Origin of the sequence: Aeromonas sp. R4-2 (assembly GCF_040908295.1) — a bacterium.
In the GTDB taxonomy this organism is placed as follows: Bacteria; Pseudomonadota; Gammaproteobacteria; order Enterobacterales; family Aeromonadaceae; genus Aeromonas; species Aeromonas veronii.
On record NZ_JBFODL010000019.1, the window covers coordinates 102,220 to 108,219 of the forward strand.

A 6,000-nucleotide genomic window follows, 5' to 3' on the forward strand; every position below is an offset into this window, starting at 1 on the left:
CGCCTCTTCTGTTTTATCTGGTGAAGTGTACGCCCGACTCTGATGGGGTGTCCGCGCTATAAAGCCATGCCATCAGCCAAAACGGTGGCGTGCCGTCTCAAACAGCGACATATGAAGCGGGATCAGCTGCTGCCAGTCGCGGCGATAGCCGCCACCGGGTACAGCGGCGACAGGCAACCCATGCTTGATTGCACAGTCAAATACCATGGCATCGCGCAGGCGAACCCCTTCATCGCTCAAAGAGAGATAACCAAGCTCGTCGGCATGATGCACATCGACGCCCGCCTGATAGAGGATGAGATCCGGCGAATAGAGCCGCAGTGCCAGTGATAGAGCCTGTTGCAGTGTGGTGAGATAGGCATCGTCCGTCATGCCGCTTGGCAGCGGAAAGTCGAGGTGAGAGGCGGCTTTGTGATGGGGGAAGTTGTGCTCCCCATGAAGGGATAGGGTGATGATATCGCGCCGTCCGGCGCACAGGGCCGCACTGCCATCTCCCTGATGCACATCGAGATCGACGATCAGCACCTGTTCGCAGCGCCCCTCGTCGAGGCAAGCCTGGGCGGCAATCACCAGATCGTTGAACAGACAAAAACCGCTGCCGTGATCGCGATGGGCGTGGTGATAGCCTCCGGAGATCTGCAAGCCGTATCCCTGCTCAAGAGCATGGCGGCTGGCGGCAATAGTGGCTCCGACTGAGCGCAAGGTGCGCTCCATCAGCATGGGTGACCAGGGAAAACCGATCTTGCGGATGGCGCGCTCTTCAAGCTGGCCGCTCAGGGCCGCTGCGACATAATCGGCATCGTGAATGCGACAGATTTGCTCCCGGGTGGCCGACGGCGCTTCGCCAAGGGGGTAACCCTGCACCTGCAGACGCTCAAACAACCCCTGATACTTGGCCAGCGGAAAGCGATGGCGCTCGGGTAGCGTCAGGGAGGAGTAGAGAGGGTGATAGAAAATGCGCAACGACATGGTGCCATTCTCCCTGGCAAGGTGGCGCTTTCTATATATGAAATCAGCAGATGAATCCATATATGTACTCCCTATATAAAGGGGAAGTAGCTGCGCATAAATCAAGACGCGTCGTGAGTGAGACCGCAGGATATGGAAAAGGGGAGCTTGGCTCCCCTTTCAGTCAATATCCCAGCCCGGCTTATTGCTGCTGGATAACCCAGATCTGGAAGGCTTTGCGGGTTTCCGCATCTGCCTTATTGTACCAGTTTTGCAATTGGGTCAGGGCTTCCGGATTGCTTTGAGCCTTGCTGGGGGCAACCTGAACCGGTGCGCTGGCGGCAGCCATCACGGCAGCAGAAGAGACGGCCACTGCTTTAGGCTGGTTGAAGGCTTTACCCATGTTGATCAGTTCTTGCTGATAGTCACGGGTCAGCTGGAAGCCTTCTACTTTCGGCATCACGAACTGTTCGCTGCTTACCTGCTGGCCGCTGACCTTGTCTTTCAGCGCCACTTTCTGATCTTTGACAAACTGCTTGGCTTCGGCTTCGTTGCGGGGTTTTTTATAGTCCAGCACCAGCTGTTGGTTGTCGGCGGCAGTGAAGTTCAGCACCAGCGGCTCGGCGGTGACCAGCTTGATTTCGTTACGGCTGGAGTAGTTGCCTTCAAAGGCGACGACCAACTGGTGTTTGCCGGCAGAGAGGGGGAAGGTGCTGGTTTTGTCGAGCAGCTTGGGGTTGATGGATTGACCATCGATCAGCTGGACGACATAAGGGGTGGACACTTCCAATTGGGCATCAGCAAGGGCACTACCGGCCCACAACAGACCAGCCAGCGCCGGTACCAGAACAGTCAGTTTCATTTCATCTCCTTGAACAGTCAGGCGATTGCCCACTGAAAACAGGGGCTCATTTTTACAGGTTTGGCCTACTGCGGCAATGGCTCTTTCTGGTGGTCGATGTTCGCGCGGCTGTCAGTTTGTTTATCAATAGCGGCCGACTTATTTATTCGATCCGCCGTGTAAACGGGGGGAGGGCATCAAGTAACCCCTTGCCATAACGCTTGGTCAGCAGACGCCGGTCAAGAATGGTGACTCGTCCCCGATCGGCCTCTTTACGGATGAGGCGGCCACAGGCCTGGATCAGTTTGCGCGATGCCTCCGGCACTGTCAGTTGCAGGAAAGGGTTGCCGCCTCGCTGCTCCACCCACTCGGCGGTGGCCTCCTCGACCGGCGAGTTGGGCACCGCAAAGGGGAGTTTGGTGATCACCAGATTGGTAAGATAGTGACCCGGCAGATCCAGCCCCTCCGAGAAGCTGCCGGTACCAAACAGAATGCTGGCCTGACCGCCATCGCACTTTTGTTTGTGCAGGGTGAGCAGGGCATTGCGGGAGGCTTCCCCCTGCACCAGCAGTGACAGTCCCTTGGCTCGCAAGCCAACAGCCACCTCATTCATCTGGCGGTAGGAGGAGAAGAGCACCAGACTCGCCTCCTTGCCCGCAAGAATACGTGGCAGCACGCTGATGAGTTCGTTGGTAAAGGCCGGCGAGTTGGGTTCGTGCTCCATCTTGGGCAGATAGAGCTCGGCTTTCTGATAATCAAAGGGGGAGCGCAGGCGCAGATAGCGGGTACCGTCGTGCTCCTTGAGCCCCACCTGATGGCGAAAATAACTAAAGGAAGAGAGTGCTGTGAGGGTCGCGGAGACCAGTACGGCTCCCAGACATTTCGACCAGAGCCACTCCTCCAGCAGATAGCCCACCTCAATCGGTGAGGCGTGCAGCCAGATATCGCCGTCATCGCTCTTGGCCATCCAGCGGGCGAGCGGGGTTTTGCCGGTCGGAACATGGCGCCCCAGCATCTCCCACAGGGCGCAGAAACTCTCCAGCCGCTGCAGATGAAAACCGCTCTCGGCCAGCAGGGGCTCGGCCTCCTTGCGGCGGATCTCGCCATCTTTCAGCGCTTCACCGATGGCTCCTTGCATCCGATCCAGCGCCCGCAGCGCCTTCTTGCTCGACTCCTTGAGATTCTCCGCCAGCATGGGCAGGGGATCCGGCAATACCCCTTCGGCGAAGCGGTAGTGGGGTTCACTGCCAAACAGCCGATCGTTGGCGCTGAGCCACTGCTCGACCGCCTTCAGGTCGGGCTGGATGGAGGCCAGTGCATCCTGCAGTTTGAGTTGGGGGTCGAGCAGGCTCTCCTTATTAAGAGTCCGCGCCAGCTTGCCTGCACTTTGTACCAGCTTCTCCAGCCAGCGACGCGAGCCTTTGACGCTGGCCGACGCCGCGCCGTGATCCCGGGCGATGGTGGGCAGGTGATGGGCCTCATCCAGCACATAGATGCACTCATCGGGGGGGGGCAGAATGATGCCGCCGCCCATGGTGAGATCGGAGAGCAGTAGCGCATGGTTCACCACCAGCACATCGGCGCTCTCCATGTCGTTGCGGGCGCGATGAAAGGGGCAGTGCTTGTGATGGCTCAGCGCCTTGTTGCAGGTGTGGCGGTCGGCGGCGATGCGATCCCAGCAAGTGTCGGGAATGGGCTCCGGCCAGTTGTCCCGATCCCCGTCCCATTTGCCATTGGTGTAGGCCTGCCACAGGGCCTGGTAGCGAGCTTTGTCGCTGTCAGATGGTTTGGTTTTGCTCAGATTGCCAAAGTCGAGCTCGAAGTTGGCCATCTCGGCGCCACTGGCTGCCTGTTCCAGCAGATGTTCGCAGCAGTAACGCTGACGCCCCTTGACCAGCATAAAACGAAACGGCAGCTCGCTGTGGCGATGGTAAAAAGGGAGGTCTTTGTGGATCAGCTGCTCTTGCAGGGCCACGGTGGCGGTGGAGATCACCAGCTTCTTCTGGGTGAGCCGCGCCACCGGGATGGCTCCTTGCGCATAAGAAAGAGATTTGCCGATACCGGTGCCCGCTTCGGCCACCAGAATACGGCGCTGTTTGTCGTACTCGCCGGTCAGGGTTTTTGCTATCTCGGCCACCAGAAAGTTCTGCTCTTTGCGCGGCACAAAACCGGGTAATCCATCCGAAATCTGGCGATAAGTTTGACGAATGGTGGCTTTAAGGCGAGTAGAGAGCATGAAGAGAAGGCCAGTTAGGGGTTAATCGAAGAACAAGGATACCCGCAACCCCTTGGTGAGGTCGAGGCAACAGCCATTATCACGGCAGTTTTACGCTGATCAGACCACTTTGGTTGTTTATCAGGTAGTTAGCGTCATTTGCATGCAAAATAGACTACTTGAGTCCAAATAATCAGCAGGATTCATTGTAAACGTTTTCCTTTTGCCTTGCCGTCAGGTGAGACTTGGCTCACATTTTTGCCTCCATGACTATGGTTTCCGTAAAAAGTTCCAAGTTTTTTCATTGCGGTTCAAAAAATCCGGTGCTAGTCTCGGCGGCATAGTGATGCAAAGAACATCGCTAACACAGGGAATAACAACAACTTAGTGTTTAATTACAGTAGGCATTGGAAACTATGAAAAAGACAATTCTGGCTATTGCTATTCCGGCTCTGTTTGCATCCGCCGCTAACGCCGCAGTGATCTATGACAAAGACGGTACCACTTTCGACGTATACGGCCGTGTACAGGCTAACTACTACGGCGAAGCTAACGACAAATCAGCAGAACTGGTTGGTGCAACCCGTCTGGGCTGGTCTGGTAAAGTCGCCCTGAACAACACTTGGTCTGCCATTGCTAAAACCGAGTGGCAAGTAGCTGCTGAAAACTCTGGCAGCAATACCAGCGACATCGATCCGCGTCACATCTATGCCGGTTTTGATGGTTCCCAGTACGGTAAAATCATCTTCGGTCAGACCGATACCGCTTTCTACGACGTACTCGAGCCGACCGATATTTTCAACGAGTGGGGCGATGCCGGTAACTTCTATGACGGTCGTCAAGAAGGTCAAATCATCTACTCCAACACCTTCGGTGGTTTCAAAGGTAAAGTTTCCTACCAAACCAACGATGACGTAGCGGTCAAAATCACTGACGTTGGTCAGAAGATCAAAGAAGACGCTATTTGGGGTAAAGACGTTAAGCGTAAGAAAGCTTACGGCGTAGCTGCTGGTTATGACTTTGACTTCGGTCTGGGCTTCAATGCCGGTTATGCCTACTCTGACCTGCAAAACAAAGTTAATGGCCACACTGGTAAGAAAGACGAGTGGGCTGTGGGCGCGCACTACGCTATCAATGGTTTCTACTTCGCTGGTGTTTACACTGAAGGCGAAGTGAAGAACAAGAGCCTGGGCATGAAAGATGACGGCCGTGGTTACGAGCTGGCTGCTTCTTACAACGTAGACGCTTGGACCTTCCTGGCTGGCTACAACTTCAAAGAAGGCAAGGCCAACGCTCAAGCTGCCGGTTCTACTTACAAGGATCTGGTTGACGAGACCCTGCTGGGTGTTCAGTATGCCTTCACTCCGAAGCTGAAAGCTTACACCGAGTACAAGATCCAGGGCATCGACAAGCAAGACGACGAGTGGACTGTTGCTCTGCAGTACAACTTCTAATAAGTTGCACATGAGTAATATCCTGGCTTGAGTCTTTGACCAGGCTACGAATGGCCGAGATGATATCTCGGCCATTTTCTTTTTTGGCTGCATTGCTATTGCGTAACGGAGTTCTGGTGAATCGCCGGATTGTAATTTCTAGTGATAGTTGGCAAATTGCCGGTCTCGGTTAATTTGTACAGATCTAGTTATCACCTGACACCGGCCTCAAACCGGTGTCTTGTTTACGCTACTTTAGTGCGCACTTCCTTCGGTATCAATTTCAGACCCTTCTTGAACATGTTGTAGGGGGTTTGACCCTCCATCATCCTGCCCTGATGTGGCCGTTGGGTGTTGTAGTGCTCCAGATAGCTATCCAGGTCTGTCTGCATCTGCTCTACCGACTCATACCAGGTCGTCCTTCCCTTGATACGGAAGTGTTCATCCAGCAAGGTTCGATGCAGTCGCTCGATAAAGCCGTTGCTCTGCGGCCTGCGCACCTTGGTGGTTCGGTGCTCAATCCCCTCCAGTTGCAGGAACAGCTCGTAGGGATGGTGGTCAGG

At 55.2% G+C, this 6,000-nt stretch carries 5 protein-coding genes; 1 reads left to right on the plus strand and 4 read right to left on the minus strand.

Translation table 11 applies throughout. The features are described from left to right. Positions 1–72: 72 nt before the first annotated feature. The 3 genes from AB5Y99_RS16880 to dinG all read right to left on the minus strand — a co-directional run bounded on the left by AB5Y99_RS16880 (position 73) and on the right by dinG (position 4,025). Positions 73–969, minus strand: coding sequence for a histone deacetylase (locus AB5Y99_RS16880; protein WP_247822499.1), 897 nt, complete (start codon positions 967–969; stop codon positions 73–75). Between the two features lie 181 nt (positions 970–1,150). Beyond that, on the minus strand, positions 1,151–1,810 hold the full coding sequence (locus tag AB5Y99_RS16885; RefSeq protein ID WP_111899714.1) for a DUF2057 domain-containing protein: 660 nt from the start codon (positions 1,808–1,810) through the stop codon (positions 1,151–1,153). A gap of 142 nt (positions 1,811–1,952) precedes the next feature. After that, positions 1,953–4,025: an ATP-dependent DNA helicase DinG gene (dinG, locus tag AB5Y99_RS16890; protein ID WP_323892520.1), complete on the minus strand. Its 2,073-nt coding sequence runs from the start codon at positions 4,023–4,025 to the stop codon at positions 1,953–1,955. 395 nt (positions 4,026–4,420) lie between these two features. On the opposite strand from dinG, the gene AB5Y99_RS16895 reads away from it, so the two are divergent. Further along, positions 4,421–5,458, plus strand: coding sequence for a porin (locus tag AB5Y99_RS16895; protein ID WP_021231018.1), 1,038 nt, complete (start codon positions 4,421–4,423; stop codon positions 5,456–5,458). Positions 5,459–5,682: 224 nt separating this feature from the next. Here AB5Y99_RS16895 and AB5Y99_RS16900 read toward each other — a convergent pair. Beyond that, on the minus strand, positions 5,683–6,000 hold a 318-nt coding region (locus AB5Y99_RS16900; RefSeq protein ID WP_368210230.1), incomplete at its 5' end, for an integrase core domain-containing protein.